This window comes from Streptomyces sp. NPDC001880 (assembly GCF_053594575.1).
Genome location: NZ_JBSFET010000005.1, coordinates 137,751 through 152,760, shown reverse-complemented (window position 1 = coordinate 152,760; position 15,010 = coordinate 137,751). Strand labels below are relative to the sequence as shown.

Below are 15,010 nucleotides of genomic sequence, written 5' to 3'. Positions count from 1 at the left end.
TCCGTACCCGGCAGGGCACTTACCGTCCACTTGGACTTACGCAACGCGGTTGTTGGACTGGAGGGCCCCGAGTCGTCACAGGTCGTTGACGGTGTCCGGTCACGGGGACTACTCAGAGCACATGTCGCGAAGATTCACTTCGGCGGGCGCTGTCGCCGCCGCCTCAGCCGCCGTCCTGGCGCTGGTGGGGACCACGCTCCCCGCCACCGCCGCCTCCGCTCCCGCACCCGCCGCAGTCGAACCGGCCGTCCCCGCGAGCGCCGCCGTCATCGGGTCCGCGCAGCTCTCGGTCGCCGTCGCCGACGACTTCCCGCGCGTCCTGGCGTACACGGACAAGGCCAGTGGCGCCCGGCTGTTCGGCAGTACGCAGCCGGTCACCGCCGTGACCCTCAACGGCACCGCGCACCCGGTGAAGCTCAAGGGCGCCCCCCTGGTCACCGCCTCGGCCGCCCGCTACACGCTCACCTTCACCGACCTGCCCGGCGTCGAGATCGACGCCTCGCTCTCCGTCGCCGGACGCGCCACCACCTTCAAGGTGACGGCCGTTCGCGACACCGAGGCGTTCCGCGTCGGCACCATCGACATCCCCGGCCACGACCTGGTGTCCGTGGGCTCCACGGACACCGGCGGGGCCACCGCCTTCACCCGGCTGGACAACGACTCGACGAAGACCGCCGACGTCTTCGGCAAGGTCACCGCGGACACCGCCGCCGACAAGGCGCCGGTCGGTGCCTCGTACGCGATCCTCAACACCGGTTCGCTCGCCGCGGCCGTCGAGTCCAACTCCTCGTACGACAAGCCGTCCGGCGCCACCGGCGGCGACGACGCCCGGTTCTGGCACCAAGCCCGCAAGGCCGACGACGGCAGCGTCCGGGTCGGCGTCCGGTCCGGCCAGTGGACCTACCGCGGCGACGGGGCACCGAAGCCGGAGAGCGGGGACGACCTCCCCTGGGCGAAGGTCGTCGTCACCCCCGACGTCAACGGCGACAAGGCGGTCGACTGGCAGGACGGCGCCGTCGCGTTCCGCTCCATCGGCGTCAAGGCGCCCGGCGGCAAGGACACCCCGGACCGGGTCGTCACCCACATCCCGTTCAACTTCGCCAGCCAGGCCACCCACCCCTTCCTGCGCACCCTCGACGACGTCAAGCGGATCTCGCTGGCCACCGACGGCCTCGGGCAGCTGGCGCTCCTCAAGGGATACGCCTCCGAGGGCCACGACTCCGCCCACCCCGACTACGGCGGCGACTACAACAAGCGGGCCGGCGGGCTCAAGGACCTCAACGAGCTCCTGAAGGACGGCAAGAAGTGGGGCGCCACCTTCGGCGTCCACGTCAACGCCACCGAGGCGTACCCGGAGGCCAACGCCTTCGACGAGAAGCTCGTCGACAAGACCAGGCCCGGCTGGAACTGGCTCGGCCAGAGCTACTACATCGACCAGCGCCGCGACATCAACAGCGGCGACCTGGCCAAGCGCTTCCAGCAGCTGCGCGACGAGACCGACCCGAACCTGAGCCTGCTCTACATCGACGTCTACTACTCGCACGGCTGGATCGCGGACAAGACCCTGCGGTCCGTGCAGAAGCAGGGATGGAACGTCGCCACCGAGTGGGCCGACAAGTTCGAACGCGGCTCGCTCTGGTCGCACTGGGCCAATGACCTCGACTACGGCGGCGCCACCAACAAGGGTCTCAACTCGAAGATCATCCGGTTCATCCGCAACGGCGAGAAGGACGTCTGGAACAACGACCCGGTCCTCGGCCAGAGTGCCATCGAGGAGTTCGAGGGCTGGACCGACGAGACCGACTGGAACGCCTTCTACGACAACATCTGGCAGCGCAACCTGCCTGCCAAGTACCTCCAGCAGCAGCAGATCACCCGCTGGGACGGCAACGACATCACCCTCACCGGCGGTGTCCGGGGCACGGTCGAGGACAGCAGACGGACCTTCTACGACCACGGCCGCAAGGTCCTCAGCGGCACCGACTACCTGCTGCCGTGGGACGGCGGGAAGAAGCTGTACCACTACAGCAGGTCCGGCGGCACGAGCAGCTGGACGGTGCCGTCGAACGGCCCGTACACCGTCTACGAACTCACCGACAACGGGCGCGTCGAGACCGGCACGGTCAAGCCCGTCGACGGGAAGATCACGCTGACCGCCGAGGCCGGCCGGCCGTACGTCCTCTACCCGCGGCAGGCACCGAAGGCCGCCGACCCCCAGTGGGGCGAGGGCACCCCGGTCGACGACCCGGGCTTCAACGACAAGGGGCTGACCGCCTGGTCGAAGACCGGAACCGTCGCCCGGGAGACCGACGCCAACGGCCTCAACGGCGCCCGGCTCTCCGGCAGAGGCACCGCCGCGCTCGCGCAGCGCATCGACGGCCTCACCCCCGGCAAGCGCTACACCGCCTCCGCGCTCATCGAGGTCCAGCCCGGGAAGACCCGGCACACCACGCTCTCGATCGGCGGGAAGTCGGTCGCCGTGGACCGCTCCACCGTCAAGGACCAGGTCGCCGCGTCCGAACGGCACGGCACGTACTTCCAGCGGGCCAAGGTGAACTTCACCGCCCCCGCGAACGGCCGCACCACCCTGCGCATCGAGGCGGCCGAAGGCAGCGCCGCGAACGTGCGGGCCGATGACGTACGCATCGTCGCCAATGCCCCGAAGACCAAGGAGAACACCCTCTCCTACGAGGACTTCGAGGCCGTGGACCAGGGCTGGGGCCCCTTCCTCAAGGGTGACGCGGGCGGCTCCACCGACCCCCGCACCGTCATCTCCCAGCTGCACGCCCCGTACACCCAGGCCGGGTGGAACGGGAAGCTGATCGACGACGTGATCGGCGGCAAGGAGTCCCTCAAGTCCCACGAGGAGAACGCCGGACTCGTCTACCGCACCGCCCCGTGGACCGTGCCGATGACCGACGGGCACCGCTACAGGGTCGAATACGACTACCAGTCCAGCCACGCGGGCGCCTACGAATGGGTCGACGGCTACGACCGGATCACCGCCGACGGCAGGCCCGGCTCGGTCGAGACCCGGACCACCGCCATCGGACAGCAGCACACCACCGGCCACTTCGCCGAGACCGTCACCGCGGGCTGCGGCGACACCTGGACCGGGCTGCGCAAGCGCGGCGACGCCCCCGACGGCGCCGACTTCGTCCTCGACTCCTTCACCGTGACCGACCTCGGCCCGGCCCCCGGCTCCGAACAGGCCGCCTGCGGCACCCTCGCCGTCGAGCCGGCCGCCGAGACCCTGGAGCCGGGCACGGCCAACACCGTCAAGGTCTCGTTCGCCAACTACGAGGCGACGGCGGCGACCGGTGTCACCCTGAGCCTGTCCGTCCCCGAGGGCTGGCAGGCGGAGCCCACCGGCGCCGTCTCCTTCGACTCGGTCGCGGCGGGCGCCGAGGTCACCGGCAGCTGGCAGGTCACCCCGCCGGCCGACGCCGAGTACCGGACGTACGGTCTGGGTTCCGAGGCCGGGTACACCGTCGGCGGCGCACGGCGCACCCTCGGCGCGCAGACCTCCGTACGGACCCTGCCGCCGCCGCCCACCACCGACAGCTGGGCCGGCGACCTGGACTGGACGGCCGCCGAGAATGGCTGGGGCCCGGTGGAGAAGGACCTCTCCAACGGTGAGACCGGCACCGGGGACGGCTCGCCGCTGACCATCGGCGGTGCCGTCTACACCAAGGGCCTCGGCAGTCACGCACCGGCGAAGATCCGCTACTACCTGGGCGGGAAGTGCACCTCGTTCACGGCCCAGGTCGGCGTGGACGACGTGCAGAAGAGCGCCGGCAGCGTGCAGTTCTCCGTCAAGGCCGACGGCACCGAGAAGGTGAAGTCGCCCGTGCTGAGGGCGGCCGACAGCGCCTGGTCGCTGACGGCGGACGTCACCGGAGCCAAGTACGTCGAACTCGTCGTCGGCGACGGCGGCGACGGCAACGGCAACGACCACGCGGACTGGGGCGACGCGCGCTTCCACTGCGGTGGCTGAATCCTCACGGTGCGGGGCGGGCACGCCTGACCGGCACGCCCGCCCCGCACACGCGTGCGGCACCGGCCCTCCCCGGTCGTGACATTTGGTGGACAACGGGTGACCGGAGTGTGTCCGAAGGCTGGGAGCAGCGCCCGTTGCGCGCGTATTCTCTTGCGCCATGGGGGAGTTGAAGGCGGACTGGCGGCTCCGGTTACGGCGGGGCGGCGCGGACGGGCCGGTCTGCGGCGCCGGGGTGCTGCTCACCCGGGACCGGGCACTCACCTGCGCGCACGTCGTGGGAGAGCCGGACGCCCGGATCTGGGTGGAATTCGCCGAGAACCCCGCCATCGCCCCCGTCGCGGCCCGTGTCGCCGAGGGCGGCTGGCTGCCCGGCCTCGGGGCCACCCGCGAGGACATCGCCGTACTCGCCCTGGACAGCCCGCGCCCGCACGCCACCCCCGCCACCCTCGAACGGCGCCTGGAGCGCGGCGACGAGGTGTGGATCGGCGGGTACGCGCGGTCCTTCGCCGACGGGATGTGGCTCACCGGGCGGATCAGCGGGGCGCACGGCGCGTGGATCCAGCTCGACGCCGGACGCAACGAACAGGTGGTGAAACCGGGGTTCAGCGGGGCCGCCGTGCAGGTGCGCGGCGGGCCGGCCGGATCGCCCGAGCGGGTCGTCGGGATGGTCGTCAGCTGGCGCGGCGACCTCGATCTGGCGCTGCCCGCCGACAACGACCTGGCGTTCTCGTACATGATCCCGATCGACCGGATCGCCGAACTCGTCCCGCTGGTCGCCGAGTTGAGCGGCCCGGACGGCTGGGACCACGGTCTGGACCGGCGGCTGCGGAGATGGTTCGCCGGAGGCGAGGAGCCCGCGGTGCGCTTCAGCGTCGTACCCCACGACGGGGGCCGTGACCGCACCCTCAAGCACCATCTGCACCGCGCCCACCTCGTCTACCGGGGCGGACGCACCACCCCCGAGGACTTCACCGACGAGCTGGTGACCCGGCTGCGGCTGCCCCTCCACCTGGCCCGGTCCTACCGCGACTGGCTGCTCACGGGCGGCACCCCGCCCGAGCGGCCGGCGGACGGGGACCCGGGGAGCGCGGGGCCCACCCTCGCCGTGATCGGACTCGACGAGGACCCGCGGCCGCTCCGGCTGGTGCCCCTGCTCGCACGGGTGCAGACGCTCGGCTTCCGGCTGCTCGTCATCGTGCGGGACAGCCACGGCGAAGAGGTGACCGAGGTCGCACGGCAGCTGCTGCTGCCCGCGCTCGACGGCTGGGCCGAGCGACTGGTCCGCCGCGTCGAGGAGATCGAAACGGAATGGGCCGGGCTGAACGGCCTGGTGGAGTCGGGCTCCCTGATCCCCCTCCCGCGCACCGGCGCCGCCCGCCGCCGCCGGCAGCTGGCACGGCTGCGCACCGCCCCGGACCCGCACGAGCAGCTCCGCGGGCTGCGCGCCCTGCTGCGTGAACTGCGGGCGGACCTGGAGCGGTACGGCCGGGCGGGCTTACCCGGACACCGCGGCGACCAGGGCCGGGCGGGCCGCCGATGAGGATCCCCTGCCCGCACCGCCGGTTCACCGGAGCCCCCTGCGAAGGCGCCGTGCTGTCCACCGGCTACTGCGACACCTGCGGCCGCTCCGAGGACGGCCCGCGACTCCCGCCGCTGCCCACCGCCCCCGACAGATGCGGCCCCAGAGGGCTGCTGGAACTGCCCCCGCTCAGCCCGAGCACCCCGGAGCAGCGGCTGGGCGCCGCCGTGACACAGGCGCACGTCCGGATGAGCTGCTCGTCCAAGTCCTGCGCCACGTACTTCGTCGCCCCGTACACCGCCGCCCCGCCGCCCGACGAGGGCCACTGCCCCAAGTGCGGAGCCCCGTACTCCTACCGCCCCGAACTCAGCCGGGACGGGCCCCTCCTCCAGGACCAGTACCGGATCCTCGGGCCCATCGCCCACGGCGGCCAGGGCTGGGTCTACCTCGCCCTCGACACCCACCTGGAAGACCTGGTCGCCGTGAAGGGGATGCTGAACCGGTACGCGGAGCGGGGCGCCGCCCAAGCCGCCGAGGAGCGCCGCAGCCTCGTCGCCATCCGGCACGAACGCATCGTCCAGATCCGGGACTTCGTCAGCACCGGCAGCGCGGACGGCACGGTCTCCGGCGGCTACATCGTGATGCAGGACGTCGGGGACCGCACGCTCTCCGCCGTGATCGAGGCGACCCGGCAGGGCAACTTCGTCCTCGACATCGAACACGTCATCACCTACGGCTGCCAGATCCTCGAAGCCCTCGCCCATCTGCACGGCATGGGATTCCTGTACGGGGACATGAAGCCGTCCAACGTCGTCCACGAGTACGACGGCGTCAAGGTCATCGACCTCGGCGGGGTACGCAAGAGCGGGACCGCCGGGCCGCCGCCCGTCATCACCCCCAGGTACGCCGCGCCCGAGACGGTCGGCGGCACTCCGCTGACCGTCGCCCACGACATCCACACCGTCGGGGTGACCCTGGCCGAACTGGCGGGCTGGGCGGTCGGCGACGACGTACCCGGCCTCGGCACCAGCTCGTTCCGCCTGGTGGTGGAGCGGGCGACCGACGAGGACCCGGAACGCCGGTTCGCCGACGCCGAGGAGATGGCGGGCCAGCTGCGCGGAGTGCTGCGCGAGATCCGGGCGCTGCGCGGAAAAGGGGACCGGACCGAACCGTCCGCCTACTTCACCCCGTCCGCCCAACTGCTCGGCGCCCGGCTGGGCACCGTGCCCGAGTACGCGCACTGGCTGGACCGCGCCCCGCACCGCCGCGACGAGACGCCCGAGGCACCCGTCCTGGACTCCGGGCTCCCCACCCCCACCGAGATCGCCCGGCGGCTGCCGGTCCCCAGGCCCTACCCCGGGGACCCGGAGGCGGCTCGGTTCCTGGTGAGCAGCTACGACCCCGGCCGCCTGCTCGCCCAGCCCGCCGAGGGGGAGCGGTCGGTGGAGATCTGTCTGCACAACGTCCGGCTGCTGCTCGGCCAGGAGGGCGGCGAGGCGCTGGCCCTGGCGCGCGAACAGGTGGAGGCGGCGGACGCCATCCCCGGCCCCGGACCGGTGCGGCAGTGGCGGCTCAGCTGGCACCGGGGACTCGTCGCGCTGCGCGGCGCGGAGGTCCTGGACGACCGGAGGCAGTTGCTGGAGGCCGCCCTGGAACACTTCGCCGCCGTCCACCGGGCACTGCCCGGCGAGTACGCCGCGAAGCTGGCCCTGGCCTATGCCGCGGAACAGCTCGGAGCGGACCGCCCGGCCGGTCCGGTCCCCTCGGCGTACGAGCTCTTCCGGGCCGTGCACGCCCGCAACCCGTCCCACGTCGGGGCCGCGCTGGGTCTGGCCAGGCTGGCCCTGGCGCGCGGCGACCGGGACGCGGCGGCCGAGGTCCTGGACCTGGTGCCGGACGAGTCGCGCGACCACGCCGTCGCCCGGATCGCCGCGCTGCGCATCCGGGCGGCCCGGCTCGCGGCGGGCGGGCGGCCGCTGCCGGGGAAGCGGCGGATCGACACCGTGCTCGCCGCCGTCCCGCTGCGCGAGGGCGGCCCCGGGCCGCATCCCGCGTCCGTGGTGACGGGCGACGAGCCGGCCCGGCTGCTGCGCACCGAACTGTACGAGTGGAAGCTCGACGCGGTCCGGGCCGAGGCCGGCAGCCCGTGGCCCGACGCCCGCTGGTGGCGGCGCGGACTGCCGCCGGCTCCGGTGCCCGGGGAGCGGGCCGTACGGGAGGAACTGGCCCGGTGCTATCGCTGGATGGCCCGGCAGTGCAAGGACATCGCCGACCACGAGAAGCTCATCGACCTCTCGCACGCCGTCCGCCCGCAGACCCGGTTCTGGTCACCACTCCGACGCCGCACCCCTGGAGGCAGCTGAATGGGCCGCACCGCCGCGTTGGCCGGTCTCGGGATCAGCCTGTCCGTCCAGACCGCGGAGAAGCAGCGGCCGGACCAGGACGCCCGGATCGACGCCCATGTGCGGGTCCGGGCCGTCGCCGTCGGGCCGCGCGACCGGATACCCGCCGTCGACATCGCCCTGGTCGTCGCGGTGGACGTGGCCGCCGGGCGGCGTGACGCGGCCGTCGCGGCGCTGACCGAGGCCGTGGGCGCCCTGCCCGACGGAATCTCCTACACCGTGCTGGGCGGCGGGGCCTCGCAGTGCTACCCGCTGCACGGACGGTGGGCGCTCGCCGATGCCGACGACCGGCGGAACGCCGCCTTCAGCGTCGGACGGATCGCCGCGGCCGACGAGGGACAGCAGCCGGCCGGCTACACCACCTGGCTGGCCAGGGCCCGCGAACTCTTCGCCGAACGCGCCCTCCCCGTACGGCATCTCGTGCTCGTCACCGACGGCGCCGGCCGGGCCGACGAGGACGACGCCTCCCGCCCGGACAGTGCCCTGAGCCTCGAACTGGCCCGCTGTGAAGGGGAGTTCACCGTCGACGTCATCGCCCCGGGAGCGGGCTGGGACCCGGCCCCGCTGATCGCCGTCGCGGAACGGCTGCACGGCGCCGCCGCCTCCTCGCCCGACGCCTTCGCCCCCGCCGTCGCCACCGCCCTGGGCAGGCTGCGCAAGGTCCGCAGCCCCGAACTGCCCATCGAGGTGACCGTGCGCCCGAACGTGCGGGAAGCGACGCTGACGGAGACCGCACCGCTCCAGCAGCGGCTGGAGCCGGAACCGGTCCGGGACGACCCGCGACGGCTGGAGTTCCGCACCCACCAGTGGAAGCCGGAATCCCGCGACTACCTCCTCACCCTTCGGGCCGACGCGGGCAACGACCCGCTGGGCGTGCCACTCCAGCTCGCCGCAGTCACCGTCGGCGGCGCCACCGAAGCGGTCGTGGTGCGCTGGCTGCCGTCGGGCACCGCCGCGGCCACCGCGCGCATCTCCGGTGCCGTGGGCCGCGACATCCACACCATGAACGTCTCCACACGGATGCGGACCGCCCTCAACGACGGGTACGCCGCCCTCGACCTGGGAAGCCGCGAGCGGGCCGAGGCGCGGCTCGGACTCGCCGTACGGCTCGCCACGGAGATCGCCGCGGACTGGGTCCTGGACGAGGTCCGCAAGGTCGCCCGCATCATGGACGGCCCGCGCGGGATCGTCCGGATCGGGCCGGCCGTCGACCCGGGCGCCGTCCGCCAGGGGATGCTGAGCATCACCTCCGGGCACCCCATGGAGCTGCCCCCGGCACCCCCGGACGAGCCGGCGCTCCACTGCCCGTACTGCGACCGCCCGGCCGGACCCGCGGCCGTGTTCTGCATCCACTGCGGGAGGCAGCTGTGAGGTTCGGACGGCGATCGGACCAGCGGACCTACCGGTCCAGGACCCGGCGGCTGCTGGAGCGGCATCTGGCCGCGATGCTGGTGACCGCCCTGGTCTCGATGAGCGCCCTGCTCGTCTCGTACCGCGAGGTACAGATCTCGGCGGGCGAGATGCGCGACCGCGGCGCCCCGGCCGTGCAGGGGGTGGCCGCCACCCAGCTCGCCCTGCTGCGCGCGCACAAGGAGGCCCGGTCATCCGTGAAGAGCGGCATCGCCGATGTGGTCGGCGCCGGTGCCCGCTACGAGACCCAGCTCGCCGCCGCCGACCAGGGCCTGTCCCGGCTCTCCGACGTACAGATCGACGGGGACCGCGGACGCGGGGTGCTCGAAACCGTGAACGGGGTGCTCACCTCGTACAGCAGCTCCATCACCCCCGGCGCGGTGAAATACGTGTCGGACGAGCCGATGCAGAAGGAGAAGTTCGCCGAGGCCGAGACGCTCCTCACCCGCCAGGGCACCGGTGTGGTGCCGCGTCTGGACATCCTCCAGGGACACCAGATGGCCCGGATCGGCACGCTCACCTCGATGAGCCCCCTGCAGTGGTCCGGCTGGGCGGTCGCCGAACTCGGCCTGCTGGCCATGGTCCTGATCACCCTCTCCGCGCTGTGGGTGCTGCGCACCCGCTGCGGCCACAGCCTCGATCTCTGCCTGCTGGTCTCACTGCTGGCCGTCGTCTTCCTGGCGACGGGCCCGCTGATCGCGACGAGCAACACCCAGGACCGGCTGGCCACCGCCCGCGACGGGCTGATCCGGATCGAACAACAGGCCCACGACCACGGCGATCTGGGCGACTCCCAGCAGGCCGTCACCGAGACGTCGACCCGGGTCCGCGCCGGACTGGCCGCCCAGGGCTGGCAGAGCGGCATCTACTACGGGGCACTCGCGGCGGGGGCCCTGATCGTGCTGCTGCCCGCAGTCGGCCTCGGCCGCCATCTGAACGCCGACTACTGGAGGAGCGGATGATGCTGCGAGCCCGCACCGTCCTGCTCGTCCTGTGTCTGGCGCTGGCCGCGGCGGGCTGCGGGCTCGCCGCGCCCGGCAGCGGTGACGAGCAGCCGAAGGTGACGATCCTCGGGCCGTGGACCGACAACCAGGAGAAACAGTTCAAGGCCGTTCTGGACACCCTGGGCACCCCGTACACCTACCAGGGCACCGCCGCCACCCGGGAGGTCCTGCTCGCCGCCGTGCAGGCCGGCGATCCGCCCGACATCGCGATCCTGCCGGGCGTCGGGGACCTCGTCGAGTACGCCGCTGAGGGGCGGCTGCGTCCGCTGGGCAAGGGCGCGGGCACCAAGTACGGAAGGCCCTGGCAGCCGGAGGCCAAGCGCATACCGGGGGCGAAGCCCATAGATCCCGATCTCTGGGTGCCGCTCAAGGCGGACCTCAAGAGCATCGTCTGGCACCGCAAGGACCGGCCGCCGCCCTCCGGCCCCGCGCCGCTGGCCTCCTGGTGCATCGGCATGGGCGACGACGGGGCGTCGGGCTGGCCGGGCAGCGACTGGATCGAGGACCTGATCCTGCAGACGGCGGGCCCGGTGCTGTACGAGCGATGGGCGACCGGTGACCTGGACTGGACGGACGGAAAGGTGGTCAACGCCTGGAGCCTGTGGGCCGGTCTGCTGGCCCAGGACCCGGACGCCGCCCGCCGGGCCCTGCTCGACGACCACCGGGGCCGGCCCGGCGGGCACGGACTGCTCTTCGGCGGTGGCTGCGAGCTGGAGCACCAGGGCTCTTTCGCCCGTTCCTTCTACGGGGACCGCAGCGGGCGGGCCGCCTTCACGGACTCCGCGCCGCTGCTGCCCTCGGGCCCGAGGCTCAAGGGCCGCGAGGTGTCCGCCGACTTCGCCGCCCTCTTCGGCAACTCCGTACAGGCCCGCGATCTGCTCACCCGGCTCACCTCGCGCCCGGCGCAGGAGGAGTGGGGCCGCAAGGCCGGGGTATTCTCGCCGGACCCCGACGTGCCCGCCAGGAGGGGCACGGTCGAGAAGCAGATCAGCAGCCGTCTCACCGACCACCAGGTGCCGCTCTGTCTGGACGCGTCGGATGTGATGCCCGCCGCCGTGCGGGACGCCTTCTACGAGGCGGTGCTGCTGACCATCGCCCACCCCGAAGCCCCGGTGCGGGACCGGCTCGACGACGTCCAAAGAGTGCAGAACGCCCAACCGGAGCACACCCCGAGGCTGACCGGGGTGTGCAGCAGACCACAGTGAGTCTTTGTTGGACTCGCACAAGGACTGCCCCGTACTGGCTGGTACTTCGCCTGCATGCCGCTCGGATTCTGTTGGGCTCCGCCAGGAAACGGGTCAGGAGACTGTACGGAGTCAACGGCAGGATTTACTTGCCGGGCTTCGTAGGGTCGGTACATGACCGTTGTGGACGAAACCCCGGGCGAGCCGAGCGACACGCGTGGCCGTGTGGCCGAACTGCTGGCACTGCGCGAGCAGGCCCGTCGCGGACCGAGTGACCGGGCGACCGAGGCGCAGCACGCCAAGGGCAAGCTCACGGCACGTGAGCGCATCGCACTGCTCCTGGACGAGGGTTCGTTCAAGGAGGTCGAGCAGCTGCGCCGGCACCGGGCGACCGGCTTCGGCCTGGAGGAGAAGAAGCCGTACACCGACGGTGTCATCACCGGCTGGGGCACGGTCGACGGCCGTACGGTCTTCGTGTACGCGCACGACTTCCGGATCTTCGGCGGTGCACTGGGCGAGGCCCACGCCACGAAGATCCACAAGATCATGGACATGGCCATCTCGGCCGGTGCCCCGCTGGTGTCGCTGAACGACGGCGCGGGCGCCCGTATCCAGGAGGGCGTCTCCGCGCTCGCCGGGTACGGCGGTATCTTCCAGCGCAACACCAAGGCCTCGGGTGTGATCCCGCAGATCAGCGTGATGCTCGGCCCGTGCGCGGGCGGCGCGGCCTACAGCCCGGCGCTGACCGACTTCGTGTTCATGGTCCGTGAGACCTCGCAGATGTTCATCACCGGCCCGGACGTGGTCAAGGCGGTGACGGGCGAGGAGATCACCCAGAACGGGCTCGGCGGCGCCGATGTGCACGCGGAGACCTCGGGCGTCGCGCACTTCGCGTACGACGACGAGGAGACCTGCATCGCCGAGGTCCGGTACCTGATCGGGATGCTGCCCTCGAACAACCGCGAGAACCCGCCCACCGCCGCCAGCGACGACCCCGCCGACCGGCGCGGCGACGTGCTGCTCGACCTGGTCCCGGCCGACGGCAACCGCCCGTACGACATGCACAAGGTCATCGAGGAGCTCGTCGACGACGGCGACTACCTGGAGGTCCACGAGCGCTGGGCCCGCAACATCGTCTGCGCCCTGGCCCGCATGGACGGCCAGGTCGTCGGCATCGTCGCCAACCAGCCGCAGACCCTGGCCGGCGTCCTGGACATCGAGGCCTCCGAGAAGGCCGCTCGATTCGTCCAGATGTGTGATGCATTCAACATTCCCATCATCACTCTTCTGGACGTACCCGGCTTTCTGCCCGGGGTCGACCAGGAGCACGGTGGAATCATTCGGCACGGCGCGAAGCTGCTCTACGCGTATTGCAACGCCACCGTGCCGAGGATCTCGCTGATCCTGCGCAAGGCGTACGGCGGTGCCTACATCGTGATGGACAGCCAGTCCATCGGAGCGGATCTGACGTACGCCTGGCCGACCAACGAGATCGCGGTGATGGGCGCCGAGGGTGCCGCCAACGTCATCTTCCGTCGGCAGATCGCCGGCGCCGAGGACCCGGAAGCCATGCGGAAGCGCATGGTCAAGGAGTACAAGGCGGAACTGATGCATCCGTACTACGCGGCCGAGCGCGGCCTGGTCGACGACGTCATCGACCCCGCCGAGACCCGCGAGGTGCTGATCGCCTCGCTCGCCATGCTCCGCTCCAAGCACGCCGACCTGCCGTCCCGTAAGCACGGCAACCCCCCGCAGTAGTCCGCACTCCGCGCAGTACCCCTGCCGAGCCCGCGAAGACCTGCCTGCCGAGAAGACGGAGAAACCACCCATGACCACTGCCGCCGAGTCCGTGCTGCGCGTCGAGAAGGGCCTCGCCGACCCCGAGGAACTCGCCGCGATAACCGCGGTCCTGCTCGCCCGCGCCGCCGCCCAGCCCGCCGCACCCCCCGCCCACCGAGGCCGCAACACCGCCGGATGGCGCCGCCTGGAACGCACCCCGGGCTTCCGCGCCCCGCACTCCTGGCAGGGCTGAGCCGCAAGGCGAGAAAGCGTGAATGGGCCCCGCACTCCATCAGGCGAATTCCAGGGGTCGTTGCAACACGAGTGATCAACTGGCTGTTGCCAGGAGCTTAGCGAGGCGCTCGGCTGGGGTTTCCCAGTCGAGCGTTTTGCGTGGGCGGCTGTTCAGCTCGGCGGCCACGGCGTCCAGTTCTTCACGTCCGTAGCGGGCCAGGTCGGTGCCCTTGGGGAAGTACTGTCGCAGCAGGCCGTTTGTGTTCTCGTTTGAGCCGCGCTGCCAGGGGCTGCCGGGGTCGCAGAAGTAGACCGGCATGTCGGTGGCGGTGCTGAACTCCTTGTGCAGGTGCATCTCGGAGCCCTGGTCCCAGGTGAGGGAGCGTCTGAGCTGGGCGGGGAGGGTTGAGACGATCTGGACGAGTGCGTCGCGGACCTGGGCGGGCTGCCGACCGTCGGGCAGATGGACGAGGGCGACGAAGCGGCTGGAGCGCTCGACGAGTGTGCCGATCGCGGACTTGTGGGCCTTGCCGATGATGAGGTCGCCCTCCCAGTGTCCGGGGATCGCACGGTCAGCGGCCTCGGCGGGCCGTTCGCTGATCATCACCATGTCCTTCGACATGCGGGGCTGGCGCTTGTAGGACTGACGGTGCGGACGGCGCATGGTCCGTCCCGTGCGCAGGGCTTTGGCCAGTTCACGGCGGAGTTCTCCGCGGCCTTGGACGTAGAGGGCCTGATAGATGGTCTCGTGAGTCACGTGCATCTCCGGCCGGTCGGGGAAGCGTGCCCGCAGAGCCTGACAGATCTGTTCTGGACTCCAGCGACGTGCGAGGTGGTCCTGGACGAAGTCACGCAGCTCGGCGTTCTGGCCGATCTTCCCCGGCTTCGGGCGAGGACGCCGGGCGTCGGCGCGGGACTGTGCGGCGTGTGGCCGGTAGGCCCAGCGGGAGGTGTCCCTGCGCAGAGGCATGCCGTTGCGGCGTATCTCCCGGCTGATCGTGGACGGGCTGCGGCCCAGCTCAGCGGCTATCTGCCGGATGGACGCCTTCTCGCGCAGCCGGTCTGCGATGTGGATGCGATCGGTCTCACGCAGGTATCGCGACGAGCCGTGGGGCGGGATCGGCCGGCGGATTGGCGGGGCGGCTGATGTGTTTCCCGTGGCCTGGCGGCCGTTCCGCCATCGCTTGCCGGTCCGCTGGTTGATACCGACGATCCGGCAGGCCTCCATGCTGCTGACACCCTGGTCCATGAGCCGGAAGTATTCCGCCCGCTCATGGACCAGGGCTTTGCGGCCTTGAGACTCCCCCCGGTTCTCCCGGATCTTGAAGTCCATCGCACCCCCTGAACTGGGGTGTTGCAACGACCACTAGAACGGAAGTCAAGGAGTGCGGGGCCCATTCGTATGTCCGGACCGACCGCGGAGGGTTCCAGGCCATGTCCGCGAAGTCCCGCCTGCTCCGCGGCGTCCGGCACGCACG

The 15,010-nt window shown here is 71.7% G+C and carries 9 protein-coding genes; 8 read left to right on the top strand and 1 reads right to left on the bottom strand.

Features of this window, described 5'->3' with window-relative positions; translation table 11 throughout:
* Positions 1–121: 121 nt before the first annotated feature.
* The 8 genes from ACWCQ6_RS05195 (at position 122) to ACWCQ6_RS05160 (ending at position 13,551) form a co-directional block, all read left to right on the top strand.
* The gene (locus tag ACWCQ6_RS05195; RefSeq protein ID WP_451085554.1) at positions 122–3,997 is read left to right on the top strand and encodes an endo-alpha-N-acetylgalactosaminidase family protein; all 3,876 of its coding nucleotides are present in this window, start codon (positions 122–124) and stop codon (positions 3,995–3,997) included.
* A 160-nt stretch (positions 3,998–4,157) separates the two neighbouring features.
* Positions 4,158–5,540, top strand: a complete 1,383-nt coding sequence (locus ACWCQ6_RS05190) for a S1 family peptidase (protein ID WP_451085552.1) — start codon at positions 4,158–4,160, stop codon at positions 5,538–5,540.
* On the top strand, positions 5,537–7,882 hold the full coding sequence (locus ACWCQ6_RS05185) for a tetratricopeptide repeat protein (protein WP_451085550.1): 2,346 nt from the start codon (positions 5,537–5,539) through the stop codon (positions 7,880–7,882). Before ACWCQ6_RS05190 ends, ACWCQ6_RS05185 begins: the two co-directional genes overlap by 4 nt.
* Positions 7,883–9,292 carry a hypothetical protein gene (locus ACWCQ6_RS05180; protein WP_451085548.1) on the top strand — a complete coding sequence of 470 codons (1,410 nt, stop codon included), beginning with the start codon at positions 7,883–7,885 and terminating at the stop codon, positions 9,290–9,292.
* Positions 9,289–10,293, top strand: coding sequence for a hypothetical protein (locus ACWCQ6_RS05175; protein WP_451085546.1), 1,005 nt, complete (start codon positions 9,289–9,291; stop codon positions 10,291–10,293). The genes ACWCQ6_RS05180 and ACWCQ6_RS05175 overlap by 4 nt, the downstream gene beginning before the upstream one ends.
* A complete protein-coding gene (locus ACWCQ6_RS05170) occupies positions 10,290–11,540 on the top strand; it encodes a carbohydrate ABC transporter substrate-binding protein (RefSeq protein WP_451085544.1) in 1,251 nt (416 codons plus the stop codon). Before ACWCQ6_RS05175 ends, ACWCQ6_RS05170 begins: the two co-directional genes overlap by 4 nt.
* A 153-nt stretch (positions 11,541–11,693) precedes the next feature.
* Positions 11,694–13,277 carry an acyl-CoA carboxylase subunit beta gene (locus ACWCQ6_RS05165; protein WP_451085542.1) on the top strand — a complete coding sequence of 528 codons (1,584 nt, stop codon included), beginning with the start codon at positions 11,694–11,696 and terminating at the stop codon, positions 13,275–13,277.
* 70 nt (positions 13,278–13,347) lie between these two features.
* Positions 13,348–13,551: an acyl-CoA carboxylase subunit epsilon gene (locus ACWCQ6_RS05160; protein ID WP_451085540.1), complete on the top strand. Its 204-nt coding sequence runs from the start codon at positions 13,348–13,350 to the stop codon at positions 13,549–13,551.
* Positions 13,552–13,626: 75 nt separating this feature from the next.
* Here ACWCQ6_RS05160 and ACWCQ6_RS05155 read toward each other — a convergent pair whose 3' ends face one another.
* Positions 13,627–14,865, bottom strand: coding sequence for an IS30 family transposase (locus ACWCQ6_RS05155; RefSeq protein ID WP_451085538.1), 1,239 nt, complete (start codon positions 14,863–14,865; stop codon positions 13,627–13,629).
* Between the last annotated feature and the right edge of the window lie 145 nt (positions 14,866–15,010).

Excerpts from the sequence above, each read along its gene's own strand:
- ACWCQ6_RS05170 (WP_451085544.1), top strand. The coding sequence starts at position 10,290 with ATGATGCTGCGAGCCCGCACCGTCCTGCTCGTCCTGTGTCTGGCGCTG.
- ACWCQ6_RS05190 (WP_451085552.1), top strand. The coding sequence starts at position 4,158 with ATGGGGGAGTTGAAGGCGGACTGGCGGCTCCGGTTACGGCGGGGCGGC.
- ACWCQ6_RS05195 (WP_451085554.1), top strand. The coding sequence starts at position 122 with ATGTCGCGAAGATTCACTTCGGCGGGCGCTGTCGCCGCCGCCTCAGCC.
- ACWCQ6_RS05165 (WP_451085542.1), top strand. The coding sequence starts at position 11,694 with ATGACCGTTGTGGACGAAACCCCGGGCGAGCCGAGCGACACGCGTGGC.
- ACWCQ6_RS05160 (WP_451085540.1), top strand. The coding sequence starts at position 13,348 with ATGACCACTGCCGCCGAGTCCGTGCTGCGCGTCGAGAAGGGCCTCGCC.
- ACWCQ6_RS05185 (WP_451085550.1), top strand. The coding sequence starts at position 5,537 with ATGAGGATCCCCTGCCCGCACCGCCGGTTCACCGGAGCCCCCTGCGAA.
- ACWCQ6_RS05155 (WP_451085538.1), bottom strand. The coding sequence starts at position 14,865 with ATGGACTTCAAGATCCGGGAGAACCGGGGGGAGTCTCAAGGCCGCAAA.
- ACWCQ6_RS05180 (WP_451085548.1), top strand. The coding sequence starts at position 7,883 with ATGGGCCGCACCGCCGCGTTGGCCGGTCTCGGGATCAGCCTGTCCGTC.